This is a genomic window from Pseudomonas sp. A125 (genome assembly GCF_055409485.1).
Map to the genome: position 1 here is coordinate 50,810 of NZ_JBUZVP010000025.1, position 25,916 is coordinate 76,725.

The window sequence follows — 25,916 nt, forward strand, 5'->3', positions numbered from 1 at the left end:
ATACCCGAACAAGGAGCTTGTTGAATGAAAAAACTACTGGTTGCTTTCGCCGCCGTTGCTGCGTTTTCCGCCCACGCCGCCGAAACCATCACCGTGGCCGCCTCGCCGGTGCCGCACGCTGAAATCCTCGAATTCGTGAAGCCGGCCCTGGCCAAAGAAGGCGTGGACCTGCAAGTCAAAGTCTTCACCGACTACGTTCAGCCAAACGTACAGGTGGCCGAAAAGCGCCTGGATGCGAACTTCTTCCAGCACCAGCCGTACCTGGATGAGTTCAACAAAGCCAAGGGCACTCACTTGGTAAGCGTGGGTGCCGTGCACCTGGAGCCTCTGGGCGCCTACTCCAGCAAGTACAAAAAGCTCGAAGACCTGCCAAGCGGCGCCAACGTCGTGATCCCGAACGACGCCACCAACGGTGGCCGTGCGCTGTTGCTGCTGGCCAACAGCAAGCTGATCACCCTGAAGGACCCGACCAACATCCTGTCGACCATCAAGGACATCACCGAAAACCCGAAAAACCTGAAATTCCGCGAACTGGAAGCCGCCACCCTGCCGCGCGTGCTGACCCAGGTCGACCTGGCGCTGATCAACACCAACTACGCGCTGGAAGCCAAGCTGGACCCGTCCAAGGACGCACTGGTGATCGAAGGCAACGACTCGCCTTACGTGAACATCCTGGTAACCCGCGAAGACAACAAGGATTCGGATGCGGTGAAGAAGCTGGTTGCAGCCCTGCACACCCCGCAAGTGAAAGCGTTCATTCTCGAGAAGTACAAAGGCGCGATCCTGCCGGCGTTCTGATCTAAAGCTGAAAACCCGATCTCCCAAACACTGGAGATCAAATGTAGGAGCTGGCTTGCCAGCGATGGCATCGCTGCGGTGTATCAGTAACACCGCGCCGCCTGTATCGCAGGCAAGCCAGCTCCTACAGTTTCAAGCGCTACACGCCCGGCAACACCTTGGGCATATCCCGCAGCCGGATCCACGGCTCATTGCGCCACTGCAACACACTCAAACTCACCGTCGACCAGGCCAGCCAACTCAGGGCCGGGCTTTCGCTTGCCTGCTGTTTGCCGCGCAGGGCCGGCACCACTTCGTGAGTCAGCCATTGGCGCAGGGCGCGATTTTCGGGGCAGTAGTGATAGATCAACATCGCGTACACGCCTGATTCGCTGAGCATCAGGGTGGGTGCAGCGTGACCGTGAGTGGTCGCGGTTAATGTTTGTTGTTGGTCAGGATCGAGCTTGCGCAGCAAGGCTTCGTTGAGATGCAGGCCCATCAGGTGGCCAATGTCGCGGGCGCTGAACCAGGCTTGGGCATCGATGAGGATGGCGTGCAGTTGCTGGTGATGGCGGGTGAAGACTTCGGGGGTGCAGGGTGGGTCTGGGGTAAGTGTTGTCATGGTCTGGCTCCTAACGTATTGAGGGGCCGCCAAGCACTACTTCCACGTAATGGGTGGCGGCTGTACGCAGGTGTGGAAGACCGGGACGTTAGGCACCCGGCGCGCTCGAAAGCGCCCCGCGCACAACCACCATAAAACACAGACGATAAAAAGCGCCTGACTCTAGGTGGCGCTTTGTGCGCCTAACGATATAAGGGCTTCCACACCCTGTCACTGAATTTGCAGCGACAGGGCAAAGACTAGTCAGTCGACGCACGCCAAACAAGTTCGCGCCAACCGCTACACGTTGCGGGAAAAGTCCGACGACATAGCTTCAATGCCGTCCACATAACCCATGTGGGAGCGCGCTTACTGTGATGAACGGGCTTACTGTGGTGAGCGAGCTTGCTGTGGTGAGCGGGCTTGCCCCGCGCTGGGCTGCGAAGCAGCCCCATCAATCTGCGGTGAACCCGACGGGGGACAAGCCCCCTCACCACAGCAAGCCCCCTCACCACAGCAAGCCAGCTCCCACAGTTGCGCCATGGTGCCAGCACGACAAGTGACAGGCTTACTTACGCTGCAACAACCCCGGAAATTGCGCCACCAGCTTCTGGTTGTTCAACGGCGCCCGGATAAACCCGCGCTGCGTCCCATCGGGCCCGATCAGCGCCAGGTTGCCGCTGTGGTCGACGGTGTAGTTGGGCTTGCTGGTGTCCGCTGGAATAAACGGAATGCTCACCGCGTTCGAAACCTTCTGCACATCCTCCACATTCGCGCCGGTCAGGCCTTCAAACTGTGGATCAAAGTAGCCCAGGTACTGTTTAAGCTGCGCCGGCGTATCACGATTCGGGTCAACGCTGACCAAAATCACCTGCAACTTATCCACCACGTCTTTCGGCAGCTCGCTCTTGATCTGACGCAGCTGGGCGAGGGTAGTCGGGCAGATGTCCGGGCAGAAGGTGTAGCCGAAGAACAACACGCTCCACTTGCCTTTCAGCTCGTTGACCACCACCGGCTGGCCGTCCTGGTTGGTCATGGTCACGGGCGGCAACTGGCGGCTTTGCGGCAGCAGGATGATGCCGGCGTCGATCAGCGCGGTAGGGTCGCCCTGGCCTTTGCCACTCAGTACTTTGTTGACGGTCAGGCCCATGATCAACGCGACAATGGCCACCAGAATGAAGACAGTTTTTTGAGTTCGAGTCATAGGTTCAACAATAGGTAATGGTCTACGAGCAGGGCGATAAACAGCGCGAACAGGTACCCGATAGAGTACTTGAAGGTGTTGATCGCCGCGTGCGGCCGACTGCCACGGTACAGCACCCAGGCCCATTGCAGAAAGCGCCCGCCCAGCACCAGTGCGCACACCAGGTAAAGCATGCCGCTCATGTGGATCACATACGGCATCAGGCTGACCGCCAGCAGGGCGAAGGTGTAGAGCAGGATATGCACCTTGGTGTAATGCTCGCCGTGGGTCACCGGCAGCATCGGGATGTCGGCCTTGGCGTATTCCTCTTTACGGTGAATGGCCAGGGCCCAGAAGTGCGGCGGGGTCCAGGCGAAGATGATCAGCACCAGCAGCAACGGCTCGGCGCTGACGTGGCCGGTGACCGCCACCCAACCCAGCAACGGCGGCGCAGCGCCAGCAAGGCCGCCGATAACGATGTTCTGCGGCGTCGCACGCTTGAGAAAGCCGGTGTAGATCACCGCATAGCCCAGCAGCGAAGCCAGGGTCAGCCACGCGGCCAATGGATTGGTAAACGCCAGCAACAGCGCCAGCCCGGCCACCGCCAACACCATCGCGAACGTCAGCGCCGCCGCGGGCGATACGCGCCCTTGCGCCAGCGGCCGTTTATGGGTGCGCGCCATCAGCGCATCAATGCGCCGGTCCACCACATGGTTCACCGCTGCCGCGCCACCGGCACACAGGGCGATCCCCAGGTTGCCGAAAATCAGCACCGGCCACGGCACCCCGGCGCGCGTGGCGAGGAACATGCCCACCAACGAGGTGATGAGCATCAGCACCACCACTTTTGGCTTGGTCAGCTCCAGGTAGTCACGCCAGATCGCCTGGCTGTGACGCTCGCCGATCAAGGTCGCCATGGCATCTCTCCTTTTAGGGTCATGAGGCCCGACACGTGTTTACGCGGGCTGAAGCGCCAGCCGAACGGCAACTGATGCCGCACCCGGACCAAGCTGGTGCGGGCGTGGTAATTGACCAGCACCAGCGTCAGCAGCAACGCCGCGCCGCCGGCGTTATGAGCAACCGCTATCGGCAGCGGCAGGTGGAAATACACGTTGCTCAACCCCAGGCAGATTTGCGCCGCCAGGGCGATCAGCAACAGCCCGGCCAAGCGCGTCATGCCGACCACCTTGAGTTGCCAGGCCAGGCCGAGCAGCACGACGGTGACCAGCATCGCGCCAATCCGATGGGTAAGGTGAATCGCCGTACGCGCATCACTGTCCAGTTGCCCGCCGAGGTAATTGGGGCCGATATGCTGGGTCAGGTGGAAGCCATTGGCGAAGTCCGCCGCCGGCCACCACTGGCCGTGACAGGTTGGCAGGTCGATACAGGCCACCGCCGCATAGTTGGAACTGACCCATCCACCCAGCGCAATCTGGCCGATCACCAGTACCAGCCCGGCCGTCGCCCAGTACTGCAAGCGCTTGGGCACGATCAGCGCCGGCAACACGCCAGACAGGCGCAGCGTCAGCAAGAACAGCAGGCTCAACGTCGCAAACCCGCCCAATAAATGCCCGGTGACCACCTGCGGCCAAAGCTTGAGCGTCACCGTCCACATGCCAAACGCCGCCTGGGCGAACACCACCGCCAGCAAGAACAACGGCAGCTTCAGCGGCTGCCCCGGATGATGCCGATGGGTCCAGGCGCGCGCCGCCAGCAGTACGATCAGCAGCCCCAACGTCCCGGCGAAGTAACGGTGGGTCATCTCGTTCCAGCCCTTGTCCGCCTCGACGGGCGTGTCCGGGTAATGCAGTTCGGCATGGGCCAACTGGGCTTCGCTTTTCGGCACGCTGATAAAGCCATAGCAACCCGGCCAATCCGGGCAACCGAGGCCCGCGTGGGTCAGTCGGGTATAGGCACCCAGCAGCACCACGATCAGGGCCAGCAGGGTGGCAAACAGCGCGAGGCGAAATCCAGGTTTGGCCATGACCGTGTCCTTATCCGATGTTCGACAGTTTCAGCAGCAGGCGCAGGTCGTTAAGCAGGTCCTTGCCCTTGACCCGGGCGTCGTAGCGCAACACCAGGTTGCCGTGGGGGTCGACAATCCACAGCTGGGCATCGCCGCTGCCTTGGGCGGCGGCGCCTTTGTTGAAGGTCGAAAGGTCCAGGGAATAGCGCTGCAGTTGCGGGTATTGGGCCTTGAGCTTGGCGTCGTAGTCAGTGCTTACCGGCTGCGCGCTGGCCAGGGCGTGGCTGGCGCGGGAGGCATCACGGCCCAGGCCGATTTGCAGCTGGCGAGCCAGGTAAACCAATTGCTGGCAGTCAGCGGCGCAGGCAGTCGGCGCGGTGACCAACAGTTGCCAGCGATCCTCGTCGGCCTGCACGCCAATGTCGGCGCGGGTCTGGCCGTTGCCGATCATCTCGCCGTGGTAGCTGCGACTGTCCGGCACCCAGAACTGCAGCTTGTACATGAAGGTGGCGAGCACCATCGGGCCGATCACCATCAGCAGGATCAGGACCAATTGCCAGCGGCCCTTGCGCCGGTTGGGCGCTGCCGGCGCGTCAGACATGTTGAGTGGATTCATGGCCGCTCCCATGGCGCTTCTCCTTTGTGTTGTGCCATCCGAGGTAGAGATAAAGACCGAACAGCGCCAGCGCCATGGCAAACCACTGCACGGCATAGCCCAGGTGTTTTTCCGGGCCCATGGCGACCACGGGCCAGTTGGTTTCGTAAGTGCCAAGGCCTGCCTCGGCCCGCACTTCATAGGCGAAGCCGCTGCGGCCCAACTCGGTCCACAACGCATCGGGATGCAGCGCGGTCAGCAATCGTGGCCACTGTGCGCCCGCCGGATCGGCATGCAGCTGGAAGGTCTCGCCGGGCGCCACATAGACCCAGGCGTCGAGATTCAGCAGTTGTTCAGGCGTGTTGAAAACCGGCGGTGTGCGCCGGTCCGGCCAGGGCAGCCAGCCACGATTGAGCAACAGCCACTGGCCGCTGGCCTGATCATGGAAAGGCTGCAACAGCTCCACACCCACCTTGGCGTCACGAAAGCGGTTATCCAGCAGCACGCTGTGCTCGGCATCGAACTGCCCGCGCAAATGCACACGACGGAACGCCGGATCTTCGCTGGCCTGTAATTGCGTACTGCTCATGGGCTCGGCAGCGCGGCGTTCGGCGTAAGTGTCCAGCAGCGCCTGTTTTTCGTGGCCGCGTGACAGCTGCCAAAAGCCGAGAAACACCAGCAACGGCAGCAGCACGAGCACCACCAGCGTCGGCGCAATACCGGGGCGAAAGGGTTTCATGGCATTGCCGCAGAAGTCGGTGCTGCGCTGGCTATACTGAATCTCATTGCTCGCCCCCTCCAAAAAAGAGCCCCGGAGCCCACCATGCTCAAAGCAGCCATTGCCCTGATGCTGATTGCTACCGTCGTGAGCCTGTTCAGTGGCTTGTTCTTCCTGGTCAAGGACGAGGGCAACTCCAACCGCCTCGTCACTGCCTTGACCGTGCGTGTGGTGCTGGCCGTGATCACCCTCGGGTTGATCACCTGGGGGTTCTTCAGCGGCCAGCTGGTGTCTCATGCGCCGTGGTGAAACACCTCAAAGCACGTAAACGAAGAAAAACAGCCCGATCCACACCACGTCCACAAAGTGCCAATACCAACTGGCTGCTTCGAAGCCGAACTGGTGCTCGTCATTGAAATGCCCCTTCAGGATGCGCATCAGCATCACAAACAAAATGATCGTGCCGATGGTCACGTGGGCGCCGTGAAAACCCGTGAGCATGAAGAAGGTCGCGCCATACACGCCGGAACCGAGTGTCAGGCCCAGCTCTTTATAGGCGTGGATATATTCCTCAGCCTGGAACCCGAGAAATGCCCAACCCAGCAACACCGTGATCGCCAGCCAGATCTTCAGCGCGCCGCGATGGCCTTTGCGCAGGGCATGGTGAGCAATGGTGATGGTCACGCTGGAGCTGACCAGCAAGATCGTGTTGATCAGCGGCAAGCCCCACGGGCTGATGGTGCCCTTGGGCGCCGGAAACAGTTTTGGGTCAGGATTGTTCAGCAGCGGCCAGGCAAATTCGAAGTTCGGCCACAGCATGTGGGCAACGCCTTTTGAGCCTTCGCCCGCCAGCCACGGCGCCGACATGTGCCGCACATAAAACAGCGCGCCAAAAAACGCGATGAAGAACATCACCTCGGAAAAGATGAACCAGGTCATGCCCCAGCGAAACGAGCGGTCCATCTGCGAACTGTACAACCCGGCGCGGCTCTCCTTGATCACCGCGCCGAACCAGCCAAACATCATGTAGGCCAGCAGCAGGCCGCCGACAAAAAAGATCAGCGGGCCGTGGGATTCCGGGCGTGCCGCCTTCAGGTCGTTGAACCAGGTAGCCAGCCCGAACACCGTAATCAGCATGCCCAGCGTGGCAATTATTGGCCATTTGCTTTGCGCCGGTACGTAGTACGTATCATGAGTCGACATGTATTCGTTCTCCTAATCGAGCCCGCAAGCAACGCCTAGCCGCCGGTATGGACAGCCACGGGCGGTTGGCGCGCGGTGATATCGAACAGCGTGTACGCCAGGGTCAAATGCTTCACATCCTTGGGCATGTCGCGGTCGACAATGAAGCGCACCGGCATCTCTATGCGCTGACCTGGCTGCAGCACTTGCTGGGTGAAGCAAAAACACTCGGTCTTGTGGAAGTACATCGCCGCCTCGGCAGGCGAAATACTCGGCACCGCCTGGGCGGTCATCGGTTTGTCGGTGGGGTTGTAGGCCACGAACAGCATCTCGGTGACCGCGCCAGGGTTGACCACCACCTCGTCGGCCTTGGAATGGAACTCCCAGACCATGTCGATGGCATTGGTGGACAGGAACTGCACGCGCACCTGCCGCGTCGGGTCCACCACCTGCTCGCCTTCGTACTGCCCGGCGGTCTTGCCGTTGATGCCGAACGCCTTGCACATCACGTCGTAGATCGGCACCAGGGCAAAGCCAAAAGCGAACATTGCCACCACCAGGATCAGCAGCCGCGTGACCAGGCGCTTGATAGGCACGGACTCAAGCATGGCGGCCACCTGCGAATGAATGTTCTGTGAATGGCCTTTCTGTGGGAGCTGGCTTGCCTGCGATGCTGGCAACTCGGTCTTTCAGGTACACCGAGGTGATGTCATCGCAGGCAAGCCAGCTCCCACAGGATAGGGAGGTGTTCATTTGACCTCCGGCGGCGTGGTGAATGTGTGGTACGGCGCAGGCGAAGGGATGCTCCACTCCAGCCCTTCGGCGCCATCCCACGGCTTGGCCGGCGCAGGCGGGCCGCCACGGATGCACTTGATGACGATGAACAGGAAGAAGATCTGCGTCGCGCCAAAAGTGAAGGCACCGATGGAGGAGACCATGTTGAAGTCGGCGAACTGCAGGTTGTAGTCCGGCACCCGACGCGGCATGCCAGCAAGTCCTACAAAGTGCATCGGGAAGAACGCCATGTTCATCCCCACGAACGACAACCAGAAGTGCAGCTTGCCCAAGGTTTCGTCGTACATGTGGCCGGTCCATTTCGGCAGCCAGTAGTAGGCCGAGGCGAAGATCCCGAAGATCGCGCCAGGCACCAGTACGTAATGGAAATGCGCCACCACAAAGTAGGTGTCGTGGTACTGGAAGTCCGCCGGGGCGATGGCCAGCATCAACCCGGAGAAACCGCCGATGGTGAACAGAATCACGAAGGCCACCGCGAACAGCATCGGCGTCTCGAAGGTCAGCGAGCCTTGCCACATGGTGCTGACCCAGTTGAACACTTTCACGCCCGTGGGCACCGCGATCAGCAGCGTGGCGTACATGAAGAACAGCTCGCCCACCAGCGGTATGCCCACCACAAACATGTGGTGCGCCCACACGATGAACGACAGGAACGCGATGCTCGCCGTGGCGTACACCATCGAGGTGTAGCCGAACAGCGGCTTGCGCGAGAAGGTCGGGATGATGGAACTGACGGCGCCGAAGGCCGGCAGGATCATGATGTACACCTCAGGGTGCCCGAAGAACCAGAACACATGCTGGAACAACACCGGGTCACCACCACCTGCGGCACTGAAGAAGCTGGTGCCGAAGTGGATGTCCATCAGCATCATGGTCACGCAACCCGCCAGCACCGGCATTACCGCGATCAACAGGAACGCAGTGATCAGCCAGGTCCAGACGAACAGCGGCATTTTCATCAACGTCATGCCGGGAGCGCGCAAGTTCAGGATGGTGGCGATCACGTTGATCGCGCCCATGATCGAACTGATGCCCATCAAGTGGATGGCGAAGATGAAGAACGTCACGCTTTCCGGCGCGTAGGTGGTCGAGAGTGGGGCGTAGAAGGTCCAGCCGAAGTTCGGCCCGCCGCCGGGCATGAACAGGGTGGAAACCAGCATCAGGAACGCCGCCGGCAGCAGCCAGAAGCTGAAGTTGTTCATGCGCGGCAAGGCCATGTCGGGCGCGCCGATCATCAACGGGATCATCCAGTTGGCCAGGCCGACAAACGCCGGCATCACCGCACCGAACACCATTACCAGGCCGTGCATGGTGGTCATCTGGTTAAAGAACGCCGGCTCCACGATCTGCAGGCCCGGCTGGAACAGCTCGGCGCGGATCACCATGGCGAACGAGCCGCCGAGCAGGAACATCGCGAAGCTGAACCACAGGTACATGGTCCCGATGTCTTTGTGGTTGGTGGTCAGCACCCAGCGCATCAAGCCCTTGGCGGGGCCGTGGGCGTGGTCACCGGCATGACCGTGGTCATCGATCACTGCGCTCATGGCTTTTCTCCTGCGAACGAGTGGGCGGGACGGTTCAGGGAATACGCAATGAAGGAAGTCATTTGCTTTGCGCCTGTTTCAAAGCCAGCACATCTTTAGGAGTGACCATGTCGCCTTTGTTGTTGCCCCAGGCGTTACGTTCGTAGGTCACGACCGCCGCAATATCGACTTCCGACAGTTGCTTGCCGAACGCCGCCATGGCGGTGCCGGGCTTGCCGAAGTACACGCGGTGCAAGTGGTCTTCCTTGGGCCCGGTAGCAATCGGCGAGCCTTTGAGCGCCGGGAACATCGGCGGCAAGCCCTGGCCTTCAGCCTGGTGACAGGCCACGCAAGTGGTGTGGTAGATCTTGTCGCCACGGGCCACCAGCTCATCCAGGGTCCATTCCTTGGAGGTCAATTCCTTGAGCTTGGCGGCTTCTGCCTTGCGCTCGCCGAGCCAGGTGTCGTAGTCGGCCTTGGACTTGACCTCCACCACGATCGGCATGAAGCCGTGGTCCTTGCCGCACAGTTCGGCGCACTGGCCACGGTAGATGCCGGGCTTCTCGACCCGGGTCCAGGCCTCGTTGACAAAACCGGGAATCGCATCACGCTTCACCGCAAACGCCGGCACCCACCAGGAGTGGATCACGTCGGCGGCGGTCACCAGGAAACGCACCTTGGCGCCCACCGGCAGCACCAGCGGCTGGTCGACTTCCAACAGGTAATGCTCGCCTTTGACGGCCTGGTTATGGATCTGCTCGGCAGGCGTGGCCAGGTTGCTGAAGAACTCGACGTCCTGGCCCAGGTATTTGTAATGCCACTTCCACTGGTAGCCGGTGACCTGGATATCGATATCCGACTCGGTGCTGTCGTAGATGTTGATCAGTGTCTTGGTGGCCGGAATGGCCATGGCCACCAGGATCAGCAAGGGCACCACGGTCCAGAGAATCTCTACCGTCGTGCTTTCGTGGAATTTGGCTGCCACCTGGCCCGTGGAGCGCCGGTGAACGATCATCGACCAGAACATCGCGCCAAACACGACGATGCCAATCGCCACACAGATCCAGAAAATGGTCATGTGCAGGTCAAACACGGCGTGGCTGACTTCAGTGGCCCCTGGCGCCATATTCGTTGTCCAGGCGGCGTGCGCCTGGCCGAATACTGACCACAACAGTAGGCCCATCCAAACATGTGGATGTCGCGTCATTGCGGGTTCCCCTTATCGTTCTTGTTATCCCGCCGGTTTGCACCTGCGGCCAAGGGAGCGGCTTCCATACTGCTTACAACCGCTAAGCCTTGCCTGCTCATGCAGTCGGGCGTCATCAGCTAATTGCGTACAAAATCGAGTATAGACAGCGACCGCCACCCCGCAATGTGATCGGGCAAATGAACGAAAATGAAGAAACGGACCACACAACAGGACCGATGGCGCGTGTTATCCGACGAACGATGGCGATTTGATATAACGCCAGCGCATAACCATGAAATAATTATGACAAATGCGTCTTAGGCTCTCGTATAAACGAGCTACCTTATGCTCTCCCTATTTCCTACGCCTGCATCACTGGAGCTTTCATGAACACCGCCGCATTGCGCGAGCAGATTTCCCGTGCACATCAACACGAATCCAGCACTGGCCAGCTTGCTCAACAGCTGGAAGTCCAGTTACCGCACCTGCACCCGGCGATTTCCCTGCCGGATGTCGACGCCAAGGGCGTGATGACGCGTTTTGTCAGCGCCTACATCGACCAGGTCCCGGATTTGCTGGATGCGGCCAACGATGTCGCCCGCGAAGCCGGTATTGAAAGCCAGATCAAGCCGGTGCTGAAAATCGCCGAGCATTTCTTCCTGCAGCCGCCAGCGATCCTGGCCGGGCATGAAGGCCTGGACGGTTTGCTGGACGAGGCTTACCTGGCGCATCGCCTGGTGGAAGAGGTCAACGACCTGTACATCAAGCATTTCGGCCAGCCGTTGATTCCGCTGGATACCACCGTGGCGAACGTGATTGCTCACCAATTGATCGGCGAGACGTTTGCCAATCAACTGGATGAAGCGGTGCACCACGCGGTGGATGAGATGCTCAACGAAGAAAGCTTTGCACTGGAGTCGGTCGAGGCGTACCGCGACAAGCTCAAGAGCCCGCACACGGAAGCCGCGTGGAAGCGCTGGCCGTGCCTGTCGCGGCAATTGGGCGTGGGGCTTGAGCTGGACCAGCCGGCTTAAATTTCCCGACCTGCATAAATCAAATGTGAGAGCGAGCTTGCCCGCGATGCCGGTGTATCAGCCAATATATTTTTGACTGATCTATCGCCATCGCGGGCAAGCCCGGCTCCCACAGGGTTATATATAGTTCACACGGCAGCTGAACCAATCCCGGTGGTCGTCCGCACCCGTCCTTCCAACCTGCGCTTTAACCCCCGCGCCTCGATCATCAGCTTCGAGCCCTTGGCCGCATTGGCGCGCCCCCATTCCTCCAGCAATTCAAGGCAGGAGTGGTCGATGTAACTCAGGTTACTGAGCGGCACGTGCAAGGTGGTCCCGGCGGGTACCGTCGACAGCACCTGGGTCAATGCCGGCACCTTGAGAAAGGTCCCCGCCCCGGTCAATCGCAACTCCATCTCGCCGTCCTGCGGCAGGTCGATCAGGCTTATTTTCAAGCGTGAAGCCTTGAACGCCAGCTTCACCAGCGTCAATCCGAAGCCCACCAACACACCCGTCAGCAAGTCGGTAAGGATGATTGCCAGGGCCGTCGCCGCGTAGGTAAACATCGGCATTCGCCCATAACGCGCCAGGCCACGAAACGCCTTCATGTCCACCAGCTTGATCCCGGTGTACACCAGCACGCCCGCCAGGCTCGCCACCGGAATGCTTTGCAGCACGCTGGACAGCAGCAATACGAACGCCAGCAGCCACAAGCCGTGAAACATCGCCGACAAACGCGTGGTAGCGCCAGCCTGGACGTTGGCCGAACTGCGCACGATCACACCCGTCATCGGCAAGGCGCCGACCAGGCCACACAACATGTTGCCCACGCCCTGCGCCGACAATTCCTTGTCGAAATCGGAACGCTGGCCACTGTGCATACGGTCAACTGCCGCCGCCGACAGCAGGGTTTCAGCACTGGCGATAAACGCCACCGCAAAGGCCGCGATCAATAGATTGGGATCCGCGAGGTTGAGTAAGTCGCTGGGGCGCAGCCAGTCGATGGCATCCGCCAGGTTTTCCGGCACCTCTACACGCTTGACCTGCAACGCCAGCACCAGGCTGGTGACGGTCGCCAAGCCCACGCCGAGCAGGGCGCCGGGCACGAAGCGCAGCTTTTGCGGACGGAACTTGTCCCACAGCCACATCACCAGAATCGTCGCCAACCCGAGCAAACCGGCCTGCCAGCCAAGCCCGCCGCCGAGGGAAGGAATCGCTTGGACCAACGCTGCCGGAAACCCGGCGAGGTTATCCAGCCCCGAAGGTTTTGGCACGCCGTCGAGCATCACATGCACTTGCGACAGGACAATCAGCACACCGATCCCCGCCAGCATCCCGTACACCACTGCAGGCGCGGTCACGCGAAACCAGCAACCCAGCCGCAGGCGCCCGGCCACCAGTTGCAGGAAGCCCGCCAGCAACAGGATCGGCCCGAGCATGGCCATGCCATGCTGACGCACCAGTTCGAACACCAACACCGCCAACCCGGCAGCCGGGCCGCTGACTTGCAGCGGCGACCCCGCCAACCAACCCACTACCAGCCCACCGATGATCCCGGTGATCAGGCCTTTGGCCGGCGGCATCCCTGATGCGATGGCGATCCCCATGCACAGCGGCAGGGCGACCAGAAACACAACCACGGAGGCCAACAGCTCCCGCGGCAGTACAGCTTTTAATTGAGCAGCACGCATGATGACTCTCCCGAGGCATTCGCCGGGCGTGGCAAGGCCTGGCTGCTCGAATGGCAGCCATCGCGTTACCCGACAGGGGATGTTTTAGAAGCGCGCTTTAGGCGTCGCGGAGGGGATCGGTTGAGTACCGTTCAATGGCAGGAACGCTGCCTGATCCGCATCGTATGCCCTGATTTCGCTGGTCTCGATGTCATAGACCCAGCCATGGATAAACAAATGCCCGTTGGCCATGCGCGAGGCCACCGACGGGTGCGTGCGCAGGTGCTGCAGCTGGGCGATCACGTTTTCTTCGGTCAGCACATGCATGCTTTCGTGTTCGTTGGCGCAGTCGCAGTTGTCCTGGACCATGGTCTTGGCGACCTCGGCGTGGCGCAGCCAGGCCTTTACCGTGGGCATTTTTTCCAGGCTTTGGGGGTTGAGCACCGCGCGCATGGCGCCGCAGTCGGAGTGGCCGCAAATGATGATGTGCTGCACGCCCAGGGCCAGTACCGCGTACTCGATGGCCGTGGAAACACCGCCGTTCATCTGCCCATAAGGCGGTACGACGTTGCCGACGTTACGGGTCACGAACAAATCCCCCGGGGAGCTTTGGGTGATCAGTTCGGGAACGATGCGCGAGTCGGCGCAGGTAATGAACATCGCCCGTGGGCTCTGGGCCGTGGCGAGTTTTTTGAAGAGTTCTTCCTGCTGAGGAAAGATCTCGTTGTGGAAATGCAAAAAGCCTTCAACGATGTGCTGCAGCGCTGCATCGGCGGACTCCGCCTCGTGAGGGGCTGAAGCCGACGCAGCCAACGGCTGTTTATCCTTGTCACTCATGATTCATCCTCTTGGTTGGAGTAGGGGAGCTTTGCGTTTCGTCCAGCGTCGCACCATTGGAATAGTTGGAGAAACCTGGAAGGTGCGAATCCGACTCATTAGTCACTCGATAAACAAGGTACCCGCCGAAACTTAACTCAAACTGAATGAACCGCTCTAGATCGGGGCTTTCATTGATATCAAAACGCGACTATTCCTACAAGACAGTGAGTTTTACCCAACAGTCTACAACAATGCCATCTGCCTGCCCGGCGGGCAAAACGCCGTGCAGTCCAGGTTAAACCCTTCCCGGCGGTTGAGCCCCAATCGCTTGATCGCCTTGGCGAAACGTTGCGCCAACAGATCGGCAAACGGCCCTTCGCCGCGCATGCGTACCCCGAAGCGACTGTCATAGACCTCACCGCCACGCACCTGCCGCACCAGGCTCATCACATGGGCCGCCCGCTGCGGGTAATGGGCCGCCAGCCATTCCTCAAACAGCGGCGCCACTTCCAGGGGCAGGCGCAGCATCATGTACGCCGCGCTTTGTGCACCCGCGGCATGGGCTTCGGTCAGCAGGCTCTCCAGCTCGCTGTCGTTGATCATCGGAATCATCGGCGAACACAACACGCCTACCGGGATCCCCGCCTCACGCATCACCCGAATCGCCCGCAACCGGGCCTTGGGCGCAGCCGTGCGAGGTTCGAGGATGCGCTTAAGCTCGTCGTCCAGGCTGGTAAGGCTGATCATCACCGCCACCAGTCGCTGCTGCGCCAGCTCGGTCAACAGGTCGAGGTCGCGCAGGATCAGCGAGCCCTTGGTAATGATGGTTACCGGGTGGCGATAACGCAGCAGCACTTGGAGGGTTTGGCGGGTGATCTTGTACTCGCGCTCGATGGGCTGGTAGGGGTCGGTATTGGAGCCCAGGTTGATCGGTGCGCAGGTGTAGCCCGGTTTCGACAGTTGTTGCTCCAGCACGTCGGCGGCGTTGGTCTTGGCGATCAGCTTGGTTTCGAAATCCAGCCCCGGCGACAAGTCCCAATAGGCATGGCTGGGCCGCGCATAGCAGTAGATACAGCCATGCTCGCAGCCGCGATACGGGTTGATCGCCCGGTCAAACGGGATATCCGGCGAGCTGTTGCGGGTGATGATGGTTTTCGCGGTTTCGATACGGACTTCAGTGCCCTGGGTCTGTGGCACTTCCTGATACCAACCGTCGTCTTCCGCCACGCTGACGGTGGGCGCAAAACGGTTGTGCAGGTTGGTGGCCGTGCCGCGCCCGCGAGGCGGCAGAGGAGTAGACATGAAAGCGCCTCTATACTGTTTTTTTATACAGTATAGAGGCGCAAGGTTTCTGACCAGTGCCATTGGGCGGCCAACCTCCAATTAATGCTTGGAGGTCACCTGGCCAAGGTCATCGCCAGAGGTGGTCTGCATGTCATTCTTGCGCAGGTTCGCCACGTCACTGGCTTTCACCGGCGCACCTTTGTTGCCCCAACTGCCCCGCACGAAGCTGACGACATCCGCCACTTCCTGATCCGACAACCGCCAGGCAAATGCCGGCATGGTGAAGGTCGAAGGCGCTGTGTGAGTCGCCGGCAACGTACCGCCGTTCAACACGATGTTGATCAACGAGGTGGCGTCCGCCGTCTGCAACACCGGGTTGCCCGCCAGCGCCGGGAATACTCGGGTGTAGCCATGGCCGTCGGTACGGTGGCAGGCTGCGCAGTTGTCGATGTACACCGAGGCGCCGGGCTTGCTGTCATCGCCCTTCCACAGCGCGTCGGCCACCTGCTTGTCGTACTGGTGCGGCTGATCCTTGGGGTCCACCGCCGGCAGGCTCTTGAGGTAACGGGCGATAGCCGTCAGGTCCTGTTGCGACATGTACTGCATGCTGTGGACGACAACGTCGCTCATGCCGCCAAACACTGCGCTGCGATCGCTGCGGCCGGTCTTGAGGAATTGCACCAACTGTTCTTCGCTCCAGCTGCCCAGGCCGTCCTTGTGGTCACCGCGCAGGCTCTTGGCAATCCAGCCTTCCAGCGGTGCGCTGCCGGACAGGAAAGCACTGCCATCCGACGCACTCAGGGATTTTTCCTGCATGGTCAGCGCCCGTGGCGTATGGCAGGCGCCGCAATGCCCGAGGCCTTCCACCAGATACGCACCACGGCTGATCACCGGGTCGGCGCCCGCCTGGGCCTGATAATCCTCGACCTTGGGCGCGAACATCCAGCGCCAGCCAGCCAGCGGCCAGCGCATGCTCAATGGCCAGGGAATATCGCTGTCCTTGTTCACCTGCGCCACCGGCTCCACGCCCTTCATGAAGTACGCATACAGCGCCTGCATGTCGCTTTCGCTGACACGCGCGTAAGACGGGTAGGGCATCGCCGGGTAAAGGGTACTACCGTTCTTGGCGACGCCATGGCGCACGGCCTGGTCGAAGTCTTCGAAGCTGTAGTCCCCCAGGCCGGTTTTATCCGGGGTGATGTTGGTTGAGTAAATAGTGCCGATCGGCGTTTCCATCGGCAGGCCACCGGCGAACGGCTTGCCACCCTTGGCGGTGTGGCAGGCCACGCAGTCACCGGCGCGCGCCAGGTATTCACCCTGCTTGACCAGGTCGGTGTCGGCCGCACTCACCGAACAGCTGCTGATCAAGGCCAGGGAGGCAATAACAAATGCTTTCATGGTCATCGCTCCTTATGCCTGAACCAATGGGCCGGGGTTTTTCAGGTACTGCTCGCGAATCGCCCGCGCCGACCAGTAGGTCAATGCCGCCACCAGGCCCGTAGGGTTGTAGCCCAAGCCTTGTGGGAACGCGGAAGCGCCAGGGACAAATACGTTGTGCACGTCCCAGCACTGCAAGTAGCGGTTCAAGGCGCTGGTTTTCGGGTCGGTGCCCATGATTGCGCCACCGTTGAGGTGGGTGGTCTGGTAAGCCGCGGTATTGAAGTGCTCGCCGACCTTTTTGCCCAGCAAGGCGATGGCCTTGGGGTTCATCGCTTCGGCAACCTTGCTCATTTTGTCGACCATGAAGCGGTTCATCTTGATGTCGTTTTCCTGCCAGTCGAAGGTCATGCGCAGCAGCGGCATGCCGTAGGCATCGCGGTAAACCGGGTCCAGGTCGAGGTAGTTGCCACGGTAGGATTGATGAGCGCCGTGGGCATCCATCGACACTTGGTGGGTGTAATAGTCGGCGGTGGCGCGCTTCCAGGCGCTGCCCCAGGCCGGGGTGCCCGGTGGGTTGGAGGTGCCGGCAATCGGCCGGCTGCCCGCCTGGTTGACCCACATCGGCGAACCGCCCACGAAACCATGAGGCCCGTGGTCGAAATTGTCGGCGTTGAAGTCATCGATCGCCACGCCGTTGCCGCCGGCACCGATGAAATTGTTGGTGTGCACGTCCTTGTCGAAGAACACCTTGATCGTAGCCATGTTCTGGTAGGCGAAGTTGCGGCCCACCACGCCCTCGCCGGAGATCGGGTCGTAGGGTTTGCCGATGCCCGACAACAGCATCAGGCGCACGTTGTTGAACTGGAAGGAACCGAGGATCACCAGGTCCGCTGGCTGCTCGCATTCGCGCCCTTGGGCGTCGACATACGTCACGCCGGTGGCCTTGCGCTTGGTGCTGTCGAGGTTGACCTTCAGCACGTGGGAATTGGGCCGCAGTTCGAACTTGGGCTCCTGGCGCAATGCCGGCAGGATGTTCACGTTCGGCGAAGCCTTGGAATACATGTAGCAGACATAACCGCTGCAGAAGCCGCAGAAGTTGCACGGGCCCATTTGTGCGCCGTAGGGGTTGGTGTACGGCCCCGACGTATTCGCGGAGGGCAGGTTGTAGGGCTTGTACCCCACGGCGGTGGCGGCCTTCTGGAACAGCTGTGCAGAGACGGTGTTCTTCTGCGATTCCAACGGAAAATGATTCGAGCGATCCGGTGCATAAGGGTTACCACCCTTGCCTTCGCCCACCAACTGACCCTTCACCGTCCAGGCTTGCCCGGAGGTCCCGAAGACTTTCTCGGCATAGTCGAAAAACGGCTCCAGCTCTTCATAGCTGACGCCGAAATCCTGAATAGTCATGTCCTTGGGAATGAAGTTTTTCCCGTAGCGCTCTTCGTAATGGCTGCGCATGCGCAACTCGATCGGGTCTACCCGAAAGTGCACCCCGGACCAGTGCAGACCAGCACCGCCCACACCGTTGCCAGGCAGGAAGGCACCGAGCTGACGGTTGGGCATGGCGACATCATTCACGCTATGGCGAATGGTGACGGTTTCCTTGGAGATGTCCTGGAAGAGTTTTTTACGCACGCTGTAGGTCAGTTCGTCGATGACCTGGGGATAGTTGCCGTCGGGGTAGGTGTCCTGCATCGGGCCGCGCTCCAGCGCTACCACGTTAAGGCCAGCTTCCGTCAGCTCCTTGGCCATGATCGCTCCGGTCCAGCCAAAGCCCACGATCACTGCATCCACTTTCTTCATGATGGTCGCCACGTTTACGCCCTCTCGCCACGGATCGAAACAGCCGGGAAGGGGTATTGTTCGTTGCGTTCAACCCAATCCATGAAATCGGCGCGGGCGCCGGGGAAGCCGATCATGGTCCAGCCGACCATGCCTTTGTTGCCACCGTGGACCGGGTCGCAGAAGAACCCTTCCTTGGTGTTTTGCAGCAACAGATTGAAAAAAATCTTCGGCGGAACGCTGTCGAACTGTGCGTCACCGGCTTCCAGACGCTGAAGCAACTTTTCCTGGGTAGCGCTGTCTTGCTCGGCAAATAGCTTACCGTTCATCGCTTTCGACCAGGCATCCGTGGCAGCAATGCCCAGGCGATAGATTTCCTTGGGCACCAATTTGCTCTGCCAGCCCATTTCAGGCGGCGCGTCGGCATTGAACGGGCCTTGCATGAACCACAGCGCGCCCGCTGCGTAAGGCGTGTTCATCTGGCGGTCGATGTATTCCGGCGCGCCGGCTTCCAAAGCGCCTGGGCCCTGGTCGTCCGCCGGGATCAGGCGGGCAACGGCTGCGTTGATAAAGGCCCATTCCTCGGCAGTGAAATAGCTCGGCTCGTAGGCCTTGCCGCTGACAGGCGTTTTCTCGGGGCTGGCTTGAACCGGCTCCGGAACCGCCATCAGCATCGAACCGCCCAGGCCCGTGCTGGCGACAGTGACCACCGGGATCAAGGTCAAGGATTTGCGCAAAAACTCACGCCGGGGGTTGTCTTGATCTTGATCAGACATGGTGGCACCTCATCATGTGGTCACGGATTTATCAGCCGCTTCTGGGAGCGACTTATAGTATTGGCGGTAAATGGGATCCAAAGGACCCAAAAAGATAGAACACAGCAGCAATCAATAGTTACAAAGGATAGCAGCCTAAGCATCCAGGAGAATCGATTCAGCGGGAAAAAACAGACTGGCAGCCGGCTTATTCACGATTCTTTGACGAGTACCTCACACGACGTTGACCCCATGTAGGTGAATCTGGAGCTCATCGGCCCTTTACCTATTCGGTCACATCGCACATGTTCAAGAATCAATTGCTGCCTGCCCTCGGCCTCGTGTTCATGGCGATGTTCTCCACCGTCCCTACCCAGGCCGAAGAACTCACGCCCATTCGCTCGCCGGAATGGGCCCAGCCGGTGGGCAACCAATACAATCTGTACCAGATGACGCCCACGCTTTACCGCAGCGCGCTGCCAGACAGCAGTGCTGTGCCTGTACTTGAACAACTCAAGATCGGCACGGTGATCAACTTTCTGCCGGAATCCGACGCCGACTGGCTGAAATCACCCGCGATCAACCAGGTGCAATTGTCTTACCACACAAACCACGTTGACGACGCCGACGTGCTCGCCGCGTTGCGTGCCATCCAGGACGCCGAAGCCAACGGCCCGGTGCTGATGCACTGCAAGCACGGTTCCGACCGCACAGGCCTGATGGCGGCGATGTACCGAGTGGTGATTCAGGGATGGAGCAAGGAAGACGCGCTGAACGAAATGACCTTGGGTGGCTTCGGCGCCAGTAATGGCTTCAAGGACGGCGTTCGCTACATGATGAAGGCTGATGTCGACAAGTTGCGCACTGCACTGGCCAACGGAGAATGCAGCACCAGCGCTTTTGCACTGTGCTCGATGAAAAGCTGGCTGAATACGGCTGACAACGCTATTGACCCGGGCCAGGAAAAAACAGCGCTGGTCATCGCTCCCTGAGCCGTCGGCTAAGGGAGCGCTGGGTGGTCAGTCTTTTTTCAGCTTCGGATTAGGGAAGAACTGCACTGCTTGTACCTTGGGGTCCGGTGCTTTCAGCGCCGAGGTATTTACCCGTGTACCCAATTCCTTGGGCACTGACAGACCTTGCTCATTGAGCGTGTCGGAATAACCGCAGGCCACGCATTCGCGGTGCGGCACGTCGTTCTCGCTCCACATCATCAACTTGTCCGGCTCGCTGCACGCCGGGCAGACCGCCCCGGCGATAAAGCGTTTTTTGGTTTTCACAGGCCCCTCACTCATGCTGCCGCGTCCTCACTCAGGCCGCTGTGGCGCAAGAGTGCGTCAATCGACGGCGCACGTCCGCGGAAGTCGACGAACAGCACCATCGGCGCCTGGGAGCCACCACGGGCCAGGATCGCCTCGCGGAACGCCCGGCCCGTCTCGGCGTTGAGTACGCCGTCTTCTTCGAACTTGGAGAAGGCATCGGCCGACAACACTTCCGCCCACTTGTAGCTGTAGTAACCCGCCGCGTAACCGCCGGCGAAGATGTGCGCGAAGCTATTGGGGAAGCGGTTGTAGGCGGGCGGGCGCATCACCGACACCTCGTCACGCACGCCTTCAAGCACCTGCAACACACTGCGACCGTCGCCGTGGGTGGCGTGCAGCTCAAAGTCGAACAGCGAGAATTCCAGCTGGCGAACCATCATCAGCCCGGACTGGAAATTTTTCGCCGCGAGCATTTTTTGCAGCAGGTCCTGAGGCAGCGGCTCACCAGTTTCGTAGTGACCGGAAATCAGCGCCAGGCCTTCCGGCTCCCAGCACCAGTTCTCCATGAACTGGCTCGGCAACTCCACCGCATCCCAGGCCACGCCGTTGATGCCGGACACGCCAGCGTGTTCAACACGGGTCAACAGGTGATGCAGGCCGTGGCCGAATTCGTGGAACAGCGTAGTCACTTCATCGTGGGTCAGCAGGGCCGGCTTGCCGCTGTCAGCCGGGGTGAAGTTGCACACCAGGTTGGCCACCGGGCTTTGCAGCACGCCATCAATGGTGCGGCGACGGTCGCGGGCGCCGTCCATCCAGGCACCGCCACGCTTGTTGGCGCGGGCATACAGGTCGAAGAAGAAGCGGCCGACGTGCTGGCCGTTTTCCTTGATTTCAAACAGGCGAACGTCCGGGTGCCAGGTGTCGAAGCCTTTCTGCTCGGCGATTTCGATGCCGTACAGACGCTGCACAATGGCGAACAAGCCGCTGAGTACCTTGTCGATCGGGAAGTACGCGCGCAGGGCTTCCTGGGCCACGCTGTAGCGTTGTTCACGCAGCTTTTCGCCGAAGAATCCGCTGTCCCAGCTTTGCAGGTCCGGGCAGCCTTGCTCGGCGGCATAGGCCTTGAGCTGTTGCAGGTCCTGGGTGGCAAACGGCTTGCTGCGCTTGGCCAGGTCGCGCAGGAAGCTCAGTACCTGGTCACTGGACTCGGCCATTTTGGTGGCCAGGCTCAGTTCGGAGAACGAGGCGAAGCCCAACAGTTGCGCGAGCTCCTGACGCAGGTCGAGGATCTGTTCCATGACCGGGCCGTTATCGTTCTGGCCGGCATTCGGGCCCTGGTCCGATGCACGGGTGCAGTAGGCCGCGTAGATTTCTTCACGCAGGGCACGGTCGTGGGCGTAGGTCATTACCGCGTAGTAGCTCGGGAACTCCAGGGTGATCAGCCAGCCGTCGAGGCCTTTGGCCTGGGCAGCGGCCGCCATTTGCGCCTTGGCCGAATCGGTCAGGCCGGCGAGGGTCGCTTCGTCAGTGACGTGCTTGGTCCAGGCCTGGGTGGCGTCGAGCAATTGGTTGGAGAACTTGCTGCCCAACTCCGACAGCTTGCTCTGCACTTCGGCATAGCGTTTTTGCTGCTCCGGCGGCAAATCGATACCCGACAGGCGGAAGTCGCGCAGCGAGTGTTCCAGAATAGTTTTTTGCGCCACGTCGAAGCCGGCGGCTTCCGGGCTGTTGGCCAAGGCTTCGAAGGCCTGGAACAGCTCACGGTTCTGGCCCATTTCGGTGGAATAGGCGCTCAGTGCCGGCAAGCACGCCTCGTATGCTTCGCGCAGTTCGGCGCTGTTGCACACGGCATTCAGGTGGCTGACCGGGCTCCAGGCGGCGCCCAGGCGGTCATTGAGTTCGTCCATGGCCAGGATCAGCCCGGCCCAGGTCGGATTTTTACCCTGGCTTTGCAGGATGCCTTCGATGGCGACGCGGTTGTCGGCGAGGATCTGTTCGATGGCCGGCTGCACGTGCTCGGCACGGATCGCCGAGAACGGCGGCAGGTCGTAGGACTGCAGAAGCGGGTTGTTCGCGCTCACGGTTGGCACCTTGGCTGAAGAAACATGTAAGAACAAAGATGGGGCCATCTTAATTACAATCAACGCCCACCGCAGCTATCAGCAGAAGAGAGAGAGCCTATCGTGACCCTTCGCACCTACCAGAATCACACGCCGGCCTTGGCCGCCGGGGCTTTCGTCGATGCATCGGCGGTGGTGATCGGCGACGTCGAAATTGGCGCCGACAGTTCGGTATGGCCGCTGACGGTGATCCGCGGCGACATGCACCGCATCCGCATCGGTGCCCGTACCAGCGTGCAAGACGGCTGCGTGCTGCACATTACTCACGCAGGGCCCTTCAATCCTGATGGTTTCCCGCTGCTGATCGGCGACGATGTGACCATTGCCCACAAGGTCATGCTGCATGGCTGCACGGTGGGCAGCCGGATTCTGATCGGCATGGGCAGCATTGTGATGGACGGCGCCGTGGTGGAAGACGACGTGATCATCGGCGCCGGCAGCCTGGTGCCGCCGGGCAAGAAACTCGAGAGTGGTTTTTTGTATGTCGGCAGCCCGGTTAAACAAGTCCGCGCGCTGACTGACAAGGAACGGGCGTTTTTCACCTACAGCGCCGCGAACTACGTGAAGCTCAAAGACCTGCACCTGGCCGAAGGCTTCGACCAATGACAAGGACACCCATGCATTACCAAACCGTTTTGTTCGACCTCGATGGCACCCTCACCGACCCGCGCGAAGGCATCACGCGCTCGATCCAGTACGCCCTTGCCAAACTGGGGATCGATGAACCGGACCTGACCAAACTTGAGCACTTCATCGGCCCACCGCTGCTGCAGGCGTTCATGCAGTTTTATGGCTTCGACGAGGCGAAGGCCTGGGAGGCAGTGAATTTTTACCGTGAGCGTTTCAAGGTCACCGGCCTGTACGAAAACCGCGTGTTCGACGGCGTGATACCGCTGCTTGAGCAGCTGAATGGCCAGGGCCGCCAGCTGTATGTGGCCACGTCCAAGCCGTGGGTATTTGCCCGGGAGATCGCCCGGCACTTTGATTTCGCCCGGCACTTCAAGCTGATCTACGGCAGCGAGCTGGACGGCACCCGCACCCACAAGGTCGAGCTGATCGCCCACCTGATGGCCGAAGAAGGCCTGGACCCGGCCAGCACCTTGATGATTGGCGACCGCAAGCACGACCTGATCGGGGCCCGCAGCAACGGGCTGGACTGCGCGGCGGTGGGTTACGGGTTTGGCAGCCATGAGGAGCTGAGTGCCGAAGCGCCGACCTGGCATTTCGAAACATTGGCGCAGATGCATCGGGCCTTCCTGCAGCGGCCATAAAACAATCCCGTAGCAGCTGTCGAGCCCCAGCGAGGCTGCGTCGGGTGCGACTCGGTCCCAAGCTTGGTTTGAGAGCTGCGGTGCGGCCTACGCAGCCTCGCTGGGGCTCGACAGCTGCTACGGCGGGGACGGGGACGGGGACGGGGCTTCCAGTGTTCTGAGTGCCGCCTTGCGCTGATCCGCCGGCAACCCGCCCAGCGTCTCCACCGCCGCAAAAAACTTCAGCCAATCCCCGCCTTCCTCCCGGAACAACGCGGCAAACGCCGGCACCCACTGGTCATACAGGCCAAACGGCAACAGCCTTGCGTTGTTCATCGGCAAGTTCATCCAGGCGTCATAGCGCTTGTCGCCGCCCCACTGGCTATCGCGCATTTGCCGGTAGTCACTGCGCAAGCGTTCGAATTCAGCCGCCTTGGCCTGGCGCATGGCATCTGGCGCCAGCGGCTGCGGCTGCGGCTGCGTATACAACTGCTCAAGGCGCTTGCGGGTGTCGAGCACCAGCCGGGTGAACTGGTCGCGCTGTTTCAACGCAGCCTCGCTCACAGGCGGCACGCCCTGGGCGGCGCGCCATTGCCGGCTGCCTTCTTGCTCGACAAAGGTGGCGTACGACTCGTTGAACTCAGTGTCGTCCTTCACATAAAAGCGCTGGTGCGCCAACTCATGAAAAATCAGCGTGGCCAGGCGCTCATCGCCCCAGCTCATCATCGAACTCATGATCGGGTCGTTGAACCAGCCCAGGGTGGAATAAGCCTCGACGCCACCAATCGACACGTCCATGCCTTGCTGCTTCAACAACGCTGCCTGGCCACGCGCCGCGCCCTGGTTGTAATACCCGCGATAGGCCACGCAACCGGCAATCGGGAAGCAGTGGGTTTGCGGCGACAGGGAAAATTCCGGCGTGGCGAAGACGTTCCAAACTACATAAGGACGGCCGATATCGGCATACAGGCGGTAACTCTGGTTATCCGGCAGGTGCAGGTGTTCGCTCGCGAACGCGCGGGCTTTCTGCGACTGCGCCAAGTGGTCACGCAGGAGCTGCGAGCGGGACGGGTCGGCGATGACCTCGGAAACCGGCTCCCGGGCCCGCAGCAATTGCCATTGGCCGTCGGCCAGTTGGCTGTAATAACTGACGCTGGAACAGCCACTGAGCACCAGCAACATCAACCCGGGAAGTAAACGCCTGACCATTAAAACCTCTCACCGGTAACCATCCCGCCAGACTATCTCGCCTGTGGGGAATTTTTCCATGGCGTGGCGTGTTTATACTCACAGGGAGCCTGCTGTCGAACGCAGCCGCTCAAACAACCATTCCTAGCCTTGAGTGCTTAACATGCGTCAGCTACTGCTTCCCGTCGCCGCGATTTTTCTCAGCGCCTGCGCGTCGACGCCGCTACCGGCCGTTGATCCGCAGCAAGCCTGGGTCGACTTCGCCACCCCAACGCCCGGCGCCAAGCTGGTTATGGCGCAACGCCTGGACGGAAAGAACCTGAACGACGGGCGCTTCTTCCAGGTGCCGCCTGGCAAGCATGAACTGATGGTGCGTTTTGATTTCGAGGTGCCTACCGGCGGCAGCTTTGGCGGGTTTGGCCAAACCACCGACCGAACCTGTTTCATGACCCTGCAATACGACCGATTCGAGGCAGGCCAGCGCTATCGCCTGGAAGGGCGGTCACTGGGCTACAACCCGAATATCCGGTTGTACAACAAAGCGGGTCAGTTGCTGGCTGAAGAACGTAGCGTCAACTGCATCTGATCAGTCGTTGTTCTTCTGGTAGACGATAGCCTTGGTGCCGTTCTCACAGCTGCCGACAACCATGGCGCTGTCGTGCTTGTCAGCTTCTTCCTTGCTGACGACTTCGAGGGTGTAGGACGGAACGGCATTCGCCTGGATCTTGATCTCAATCTCTTTCCTGAGCTCTTCACAGTCTTTCGGCGCGGCCAGGGCCGATGTGGCCAGTGCACCGCAGATAACCGCTAAAACCAAACGTTTCATCAGTGAAGCTCCCTGAATGCATGCGCACGGGTGTGCGCTAA

Annotated in this window: 27 protein-coding genes; 7 read left to right on the forward strand and 20 right to left on the reverse strand. The window is 60.6% G+C overall.

Annotated features, from left to right (window positions below):
• The first annotated feature begins 24 nt into the window (after positions 1–24).
• Positions 25–798, forward strand: a complete 774-nt coding sequence (locus ACZRN6_RS27245) for a MetQ/NlpA family ABC transporter substrate-binding protein (protein WP_464009273.1) — start codon at positions 25–27, stop codon at positions 796–798.
• Between the two features lie 139 nt (positions 799–937).
• Here ACZRN6_RS27245 and ACZRN6_RS27250 read toward each other — a convergent pair whose 3' ends face one another.
• The 6 genes from ACZRN6_RS27250 to ACZRN6_RS27275 form a co-directional block, all read right to left on the reverse strand.
• Positions 938–1,399, reverse strand: coding sequence for a BRO-N domain-containing protein (locus ACZRN6_RS27250; protein ID WP_464009274.1), 462 nt, complete (start codon positions 1,397–1,399; stop codon positions 938–940).
• Positions 1,400–1,946: 547 nt separating this feature from the next.
• Positions 1,947–2,582, reverse strand: a complete 636-nt coding sequence (locus ACZRN6_RS27255) for an SCO family protein (RefSeq protein ID WP_010168617.1) — start codon at positions 2,580–2,582, stop codon at positions 1,947–1,949.
• Complete coding sequence (gene cyoE, locus ACZRN6_RS27260; RefSeq protein WP_464009275.1) at positions 2,579–3,478, reverse strand: heme o synthase; 900 nt, start codon at positions 3,476–3,478, stop codon at positions 2,579–2,581. Before cyoE ends, ACZRN6_RS27255 begins: the two co-directional genes overlap by 4 nt.
• Positions 3,466–4,545, reverse strand: a complete 1,080-nt coding sequence (locus ACZRN6_RS27265; protein ID WP_322142645.1) for a COX15/CtaA family protein — start codon at positions 4,543–4,545, stop codon at positions 3,466–3,468. Before ACZRN6_RS27265 ends, cyoE begins: the two co-directional genes overlap by 13 nt.
• A gap of 10 nt (positions 4,546–4,555) precedes the next feature.
• Positions 4,556–5,155, reverse strand: coding sequence for a hypothetical protein (locus tag ACZRN6_RS27270; protein ID WP_464009276.1), 600 nt, complete (start codon positions 5,153–5,155; stop codon positions 4,556–4,558).
• Complete coding sequence (locus tag ACZRN6_RS27275) at positions 5,121–5,861, reverse strand: SURF1 family protein (protein ID WP_464009277.1); 741 nt, start codon at positions 5,859–5,861, stop codon at positions 5,121–5,123. Before ACZRN6_RS27275 ends, ACZRN6_RS27270 begins: the two co-directional genes overlap by 35 nt.
• A gap of 84 nt (positions 5,862–5,945) precedes the next feature.
• On the opposite strand from ACZRN6_RS27275, the gene ACZRN6_RS27280 reads away from it, so the two are divergent.
• Positions 5,946–6,149 carry a twin transmembrane helix small protein gene (locus ACZRN6_RS27280; RefSeq protein ID WP_010168612.1) on the forward strand — a complete coding sequence of 68 codons (204 nt, stop codon included), beginning with the start codon at positions 5,946–5,948 and terminating at the stop codon, positions 6,147–6,149.
• A 6-nt stretch (positions 6,150–6,155) separates the two neighbouring features.
• Here ACZRN6_RS27280 and ACZRN6_RS27285 read toward each other — a convergent pair whose 3' ends face one another.
• The 4 genes from ACZRN6_RS27285 to coxB all read right to left on the reverse strand — a co-directional run bounded on the left by ACZRN6_RS27285 (position 6,156) and on the right by coxB (position 10,547).
• Complete coding sequence (locus ACZRN6_RS27285; protein WP_076013312.1) at positions 6,156–7,043, reverse strand: cytochrome c oxidase subunit 3; 888 nt, start codon at positions 7,041–7,043, stop codon at positions 6,156–6,158.
• A gap of 35 nt (positions 7,044–7,078) precedes the next feature.
• Positions 7,079–7,630 carry a cytochrome c oxidase assembly protein gene (locus tag ACZRN6_RS27290; RefSeq protein WP_008439615.1) on the reverse strand — a complete coding sequence of 184 codons (552 nt, stop codon included), beginning with the start codon at positions 7,628–7,630 and terminating at the stop codon, positions 7,079–7,081.
• Between the two features lie 141 nt (positions 7,631–7,771).
• Positions 7,772–9,361: a cytochrome c oxidase subunit I gene (gene ctaD, locus ACZRN6_RS27295; protein WP_088426070.1), complete on the reverse strand. Its 1,590-nt coding sequence runs from the start codon at positions 9,359–9,361 to the stop codon at positions 7,772–7,774.
• Between the two features lie 58 nt (positions 9,362–9,419).
• Positions 9,420–10,547, reverse strand: coding sequence for a cytochrome c oxidase subunit II (gene coxB, locus ACZRN6_RS27300; RefSeq protein WP_322142642.1), 1,128 nt, complete (start codon positions 10,545–10,547; stop codon positions 9,420–9,422).
• 368 nt (positions 10,548–10,915) lie between these two features.
• On the opposite strand from coxB, the gene ACZRN6_RS27305 reads away from it, so the two are divergent.
• Positions 10,916–11,563: a hypothetical protein gene (locus tag ACZRN6_RS27305; protein WP_464009278.1), complete on the forward strand. Its 648-nt coding sequence runs from the start codon at positions 10,916–10,918 to the stop codon at positions 11,561–11,563.
• Between the two features lie 128 nt (positions 11,564–11,691).
• Here the strand turns inward: ACZRN6_RS27305 and ACZRN6_RS27310 are convergent, their stop codons facing one another.
• The 6 genes from ACZRN6_RS27310 to ACZRN6_RS27335 all read right to left on the reverse strand — a co-directional run bounded on the left by ACZRN6_RS27310 (position 11,692) and on the right by ACZRN6_RS27335 (position 19,253).
• A complete protein-coding gene (locus ACZRN6_RS27310) occupies positions 11,692–13,233 on the reverse strand; it encodes a SulP family inorganic anion transporter (RefSeq protein WP_322142640.1) in 1,542 nt (513 codons plus the stop codon).
• A gap of 84 nt (positions 13,234–13,317) precedes the next feature.
• On the reverse strand, positions 13,318–14,049 hold the full coding sequence (locus tag ACZRN6_RS27315; RefSeq protein WP_076013306.1) for a carbonic anhydrase: 732 nt from the start codon (positions 14,047–14,049) through the stop codon (positions 13,318–13,320).
• Positions 14,050–14,274: 225 nt separating this feature from the next.
• On the reverse strand, positions 14,275–15,333 hold the full coding sequence (locus ACZRN6_RS27320; RefSeq protein ID WP_322142639.1) for a PA0069 family radical SAM protein: 1,059 nt from the start codon (positions 15,331–15,333) through the stop codon (positions 14,275–14,277).
• An 81-nt stretch (positions 15,334–15,414) separates the two neighbouring features.
• A complete protein-coding gene (locus ACZRN6_RS27325; protein ID WP_464009279.1) occupies positions 15,415–16,713 on the reverse strand; it encodes a c-type cytochrome in 1,299 nt (432 codons plus the stop codon).
• Positions 16,714–16,725: 12 nt separating this feature from the next.
• Complete coding sequence (locus tag ACZRN6_RS27330) at positions 16,726–18,510, reverse strand: GMC family oxidoreductase (protein ID WP_322142637.1); 1,785 nt, start codon at positions 18,508–18,510, stop codon at positions 16,726–16,728.
• Positions 18,511–18,512: 2 nt separating this feature from the next.
• Positions 18,513–19,253, reverse strand: a complete 741-nt coding sequence (locus ACZRN6_RS27335; RefSeq protein WP_322142636.1) for a gluconate 2-dehydrogenase subunit 3 family protein — start codon at positions 19,251–19,253, stop codon at positions 18,513–18,515.
• Between the two features lie 284 nt (positions 19,254–19,537).
• Here ACZRN6_RS27335 and ACZRN6_RS27340 point away from each other — a divergent pair, with 284 nt between their 5' ends.
• Positions 19,538–20,224, forward strand: coding sequence for a dual specificity protein phosphatase family protein (locus ACZRN6_RS27340; protein WP_464009280.1), 687 nt, complete (start codon positions 19,538–19,540; stop codon positions 20,222–20,224).
• A gap of 27 nt (positions 20,225–20,251) precedes the next feature.
• On the opposite strand, the gene ACZRN6_RS27345 is transcribed toward ACZRN6_RS27340, so the two are convergent.
• Together ACZRN6_RS27345 and prlC are read right to left on the reverse strand one after the other, a co-directional pair.
• Positions 20,252–20,524, reverse strand: coding sequence for a YheV family putative zinc ribbon protein (locus ACZRN6_RS27345; RefSeq protein WP_322142634.1), 273 nt, complete (start codon positions 20,522–20,524; stop codon positions 20,252–20,254).
• Entirely contained in the window at positions 20,521–22,572 is a 2,052-nt protein-coding gene (prlC, locus tag ACZRN6_RS27350; RefSeq protein WP_464009281.1) for an oligopeptidase A, read from the reverse strand. The genes ACZRN6_RS27345 and prlC overlap by 4 nt, the downstream gene beginning before the upstream one ends.
• Positions 22,573–22,674: 102 nt before the next feature.
• Here prlC and ACZRN6_RS27355 point away from each other — a divergent pair, with 102 nt between their 5' ends.
• Positions 22,675–23,217 carry a gamma carbonic anhydrase family protein gene (locus ACZRN6_RS27355; RefSeq protein WP_322142632.1) on the forward strand — a complete coding sequence of 181 codons (543 nt, stop codon included), beginning with the start codon at positions 22,675–22,677 and terminating at the stop codon, positions 23,215–23,217.
• Positions 23,218–23,228: 11 nt separating this feature from the next.
• Entirely contained in the window at positions 23,229–23,882 is a 654-nt protein-coding gene (locus ACZRN6_RS27360) for an HAD family hydrolase (RefSeq protein WP_464009282.1), read from the forward strand.
• A 117-nt stretch (positions 23,883–23,999) separates the two neighbouring features.
• Here the strand turns inward: ACZRN6_RS27360 and ACZRN6_RS27365 are convergent, their stop codons facing one another.
• Positions 24,000–25,070, reverse strand: coding sequence for an aminopeptidase (locus ACZRN6_RS27365; RefSeq protein WP_464009283.1), 1,071 nt, complete (start codon positions 25,068–25,070; stop codon positions 24,000–24,002).
• A gap of 142 nt (positions 25,071–25,212) precedes the next feature.
• Between ACZRN6_RS27365 and ACZRN6_RS27370 the strand changes: the two genes are divergently transcribed.
• Positions 25,213–25,635 carry a PA0061/PA0062 family lipoprotein gene (locus tag ACZRN6_RS27370; protein WP_322142629.1) on the forward strand — a complete coding sequence of 141 codons (423 nt, stop codon included), beginning with the start codon at positions 25,213–25,215 and terminating at the stop codon, positions 25,633–25,635.
• Here ACZRN6_RS27370 and ACZRN6_RS27375 read toward each other — a convergent pair whose 3' ends face one another.
• A complete protein-coding gene (locus ACZRN6_RS27375; protein WP_322142628.1) occupies positions 25,636–25,875 on the reverse strand; it encodes a DUF1161 domain-containing protein in 240 nt (79 codons plus the stop codon).
• Positions 25,876–25,916 lie beyond the last annotated feature (41 nt).

Excerpts from the sequence above, each read along its gene's own strand:
- ACZRN6_RS27245 (WP_464009273.1), top strand. The coding sequence starts at position 25 with ATGAAAAAACTACTGGTTGCTTTCGCCGCCGTTGCTGCGTTTTCCGCC.
- ACZRN6_RS27250 (WP_464009274.1), bottom strand. The coding sequence starts at position 1,399 with ATGACAACACTTACCCCAGACCCACCCTGCACCCCCGAAGTCTTCACC.
- ACZRN6_RS27255 (WP_010168617.1), bottom strand. The coding sequence starts at position 2,582 with ATGACTCGAACTCAAAAAACTGTCTTCATTCTGGTGGCCATTGTCGCG.
- cyoE (WP_464009275.1), bottom strand. The coding sequence starts at position 3,478 with ATGGCGACCTTGATCGGCGAGCGTCACAGCCAGGCGATCTGGCGTGAC.
- ACZRN6_RS27265 (WP_322142645.1), bottom strand. The coding sequence starts at position 4,545 with ATGGCCAAACCTGGATTTCGCCTCGCGCTGTTTGCCACCCTGCTGGCC.
- ACZRN6_RS27270 (WP_464009276.1), bottom strand. The coding sequence starts at position 5,155 with ATGGGAGCGGCCATGAATCCACTCAACATGTCTGACGCGCCGGCAGCG.
- ACZRN6_RS27275 (WP_464009277.1), bottom strand. The coding sequence starts at position 5,861 with ATGAAACCCTTTCGCCCCGGTATTGCGCCGACGCTGGTGGTGCTCGTG.
- ACZRN6_RS27280 (WP_010168612.1), top strand. The coding sequence starts at position 5,946 with ATGCTCAAAGCAGCCATTGCCCTGATGCTGATTGCTACCGTCGTGAGC.
- ACZRN6_RS27285 (WP_076013312.1), bottom strand. The coding sequence starts at position 7,043 with ATGTCGACTCATGATACGTACTACGTACCGGCGCAAAGCAAATGGCCA.
- ACZRN6_RS27290 (WP_008439615.1), bottom strand. The coding sequence starts at position 7,630 with ATGCTTGAGTCCGTGCCTATCAAGCGCCTGGTCACGCGGCTGCTGATC.
- ctaD (WP_088426070.1), bottom strand. The coding sequence starts at position 9,361 with ATGAGCGCAGTGATCGATGACCACGGTCATGCCGGTGACCACGCCCAC.
- coxB (WP_322142642.1), bottom strand. The coding sequence starts at position 10,547 with ATGACGCGACATCCACATGTTTGGATGGGCCTACTGTTGTGGTCAGTA.
- ACZRN6_RS27305 (WP_464009278.1), top strand. The coding sequence starts at position 10,916 with ATGAACACCGCCGCATTGCGCGAGCAGATTTCCCGTGCACATCAACAC.
- ACZRN6_RS27310 (WP_322142640.1), bottom strand. The coding sequence starts at position 13,233 with ATGCGTGCTGCTCAATTAAAAGCTGTACTGCCGCGGGAGCTGTTGGCC.
- ACZRN6_RS27315 (WP_076013306.1), bottom strand. The coding sequence starts at position 14,049 with ATGAGTGACAAGGATAAACAGCCGTTGGCTGCGTCGGCTTCAGCCCCT.
- ACZRN6_RS27320 (WP_322142639.1), bottom strand. The coding sequence starts at position 15,333 with ATGTCTACTCCTCTGCCGCCTCGCGGGCGCGGCACGGCCACCAACCTG.
- ACZRN6_RS27325 (WP_464009279.1), bottom strand. The coding sequence starts at position 16,713 with ATGAAAGCATTTGTTATTGCCTCCCTGGCCTTGATCAGCAGCTGTTCG.
- ACZRN6_RS27335 (WP_322142636.1), bottom strand. The coding sequence starts at position 19,253 with ATGTCTGATCAAGATCAAGACAACCCCCGGCGTGAGTTTTTGCGCAAA.
- ACZRN6_RS27340 (WP_464009280.1), top strand. The coding sequence starts at position 19,538 with ATGTTCAAGAATCAATTGCTGCCTGCCCTCGGCCTCGTGTTCATGGCG.
- ACZRN6_RS27345 (WP_322142634.1), bottom strand. The coding sequence starts at position 20,524 with ATGAGTGAGGGGCCTGTGAAAACCAAAAAACGCTTTATCGCCGGGGCG.
- ACZRN6_RS27360 (WP_464009282.1), top strand. The coding sequence starts at position 23,229 with ATGCATTACCAAACCGTTTTGTTCGACCTCGATGGCACCCTCACCGAC.
- ACZRN6_RS27365 (WP_464009283.1), bottom strand. The coding sequence starts at position 25,070 with ATGGTCAGGCGTTTACTTCCCGGGTTGATGTTGCTGGTGCTCAGTGGC.
- ACZRN6_RS27370 (WP_322142629.1), top strand. The coding sequence starts at position 25,213 with ATGCGTCAGCTACTGCTTCCCGTCGCCGCGATTTTTCTCAGCGCCTGC.
- ACZRN6_RS27375 (WP_322142628.1), bottom strand. The coding sequence starts at position 25,875 with ATGAAACGTTTGGTTTTAGCGGTTATCTGCGGTGCACTGGCCACATCG.